General features: G+C 35.9%; 1 protein-coding gene. It reads left to right on the forward strand.

All coding sequences use genetic code 11. The features are described 5' to 3' along the window. Window positions 1-2,439, forward strand: a 2,439-nt coding sequence (locus MODO_RS19420) for an MBG domain-containing protein (RefSeq protein ID WP_162264461.1), incomplete at both ends; no start/stop codon positions are given.

A 2,439-nucleotide genomic window follows, 5' to 3' on the forward strand; every position in this document is an offset into this window, starting at 1 on the left:
GAACTAAAAAGTGAGTCGTTTATATATGACGGTAAACCGAAGTCACTAGCTGTTACAGGTGAAATACCTCAAGAACTAACGCTTACTTATCAAAACAACAAACATACAGAAATAGGCAATTACACTGTCACAGCAACATTAAGTGGTAGCTCTAACTATACGCCGATGCCTTATACCCTATCTGCTACACTATCAATTACTAAAAAACAAGTAGAACTACCATCCCTTGATAATGTATTCTTTGAACACAAAACAGAAACGTATACTGGTGAAGTAATTGCTATAGAAGCGACTAACCTTCCTAATAACGTAAGAGTTTCTTATGATAAGAACCAATATATTGACGCTGGTACATATCAAGTAGTAGCTTCATTCTACTTTAAAAATATCTTACTAGGAACTAAGTCAGCTACACTGACTATCGAGAAAGCACGTATCACGGGAGTCAAGTTTAGTAAAAAAGAAGTAACCTACGATGGTAAAGAACACGAACTGCTATTAGAAGGAGAACTACCTAAAGGAGTAATTGTTACCTATAAAAACAACAGAGCGACTAATGCAGGTACATATAAAGCTTCTGTAAAATTAGAAGGAGATAATTACATCACAAGTACCAGATCAAACGAGCTAATCATACTACCTGCTGATATCACTCAACTAGTAGAGCTAAAAAGTGAGTCATTTATATACGATGGTAAGTCGAAGTCACTAATAATTACAGGTGAAGTACCTCAAGAACTAACACTTACTTATACTAATAATACACATATAGAAATAGGCAATTACACTGTCACAGCAACACTAAGTGGTAGTGATAACTACGCACCTATCCCTTATACATTATCTGCTACATTATCGATTACTAAAAAACAAGTAGAATTACCTTCTTTAGAGGGGATAATCTTTGAACACAAAACAGAAACGTACACTGGAGAGGCTATTTCAATCGAAGCTACCAACCTTCCTAACTTAGTTACTGTAAAATACAGCCTAAATGAGTACATCAACACGGGTGTTTATCAAGTAATCGCTTCCTTCTATTTCAAGGACATCTTACTAGGAACTAAGTCAGCTACACTGACTATCGAGAAAGCACGTATTATGGGAGTCAAGTTTAGTAAGAAAGAAGTAACCTATAATGGTAAAGAGCACGAACTACTACTAGAAGGAGAACTACCTCTAGGCGTAACTGCTACTTATAAAAACAATATTCATAAGAATGCAGGTACATATAAAGCATCTGTAAAATTAGAAGGAGACAATTATATCACAAGTACTAGATCAAACGAGCTAATCATATTACCTGCTGATATCACTCAACTTGTCGAGCTAAAAAGCCAATCGTTTATATATGACGGTAAGCCAAAATTACTAGCTGTTACAGGTGAAGTTCCTCAAGAGCTAACTCTTACTTATACTAATAATACACAGACAGCAATAGGGAATCACACAGTAACAGCAATATTAAGCGGCAGTACTAACTACACGCCGATGCCTTATACCCTATCTGCTACACTATCAATTACACAAAAAGAGGAAGAATTACCTTCTTTAGACAATGTAATCTTTGAACACAAAACAGAAACGTATACAGGGGAGGTTATTTCAATTGAAGCTACTAATCTTCCTGACTTAGTAACTGTAAAATACAACCAAAATGAGTACATCAATACTGGTGTTTACCAAGTAGTAGCTACCTTCTACTTTAAAGATATTCTACTAGGAACTAAGTCTGCTACACTAACTATCGGAAAAGCACGTATTACGGGAGTGAAGTTTAGTAAAAAAGAAGTAACCTACGATGGTAAAGAACACGAACTACTATTAGAAGGAGAACTGCCTCTAGGAGTAACCGCTACTTATAAAAACAATATTCATAAGAATGCAGGTACGTACAAAGCTTCTGTAACTTTATCAGGAGACAATTATATCACAAGTACTAGATCAAATGAGCTAATCATACTTCCTGCTGATATCACTCAATTAGTCGAGCTACAAAGTGAGTCGTTTATATATGACGGTAAGCCAAAGTCACTAGCCGTTATAGGCGAAGTCCCTCAAGAACTAACGCTTACTTATAAAAACAACAAGCATACAGAAGTAGGGTATCACACAGTAACAGCAACACTTAGTGGTAGTTCCAACTATACGCCAATGCCTTATACGCTGTCTGCTACGTTATCGATTACTAAGAAGCAAGAAGAATTACCTTCACTTGACAGTGTAATCTTTGAACATAAAACAGAGACATATACAGGAGAGATTATATCAATTGAAGCTACCAACCTTCCTAACCTAGTTACTGTAAAGTACAACCAAAATGAGTACATCAACACTGGTATATATCAAGTAATAGCGTCATTCTACTTTAAAGACATCTTACTAGGAACTAAGTCAGCTACACTAACTATCGAGAAAGCACGTATTACAGGAGTCAAG

The organism is Myroides odoratimimus (assembly GCF_001485415.1).
Taxonomy (GTDB): domain Bacteria; phylum Bacteroidota; class Bacteroidia; order Flavobacteriales; family Flavobacteriaceae; genus Flavobacterium; species Flavobacterium odoratimimum.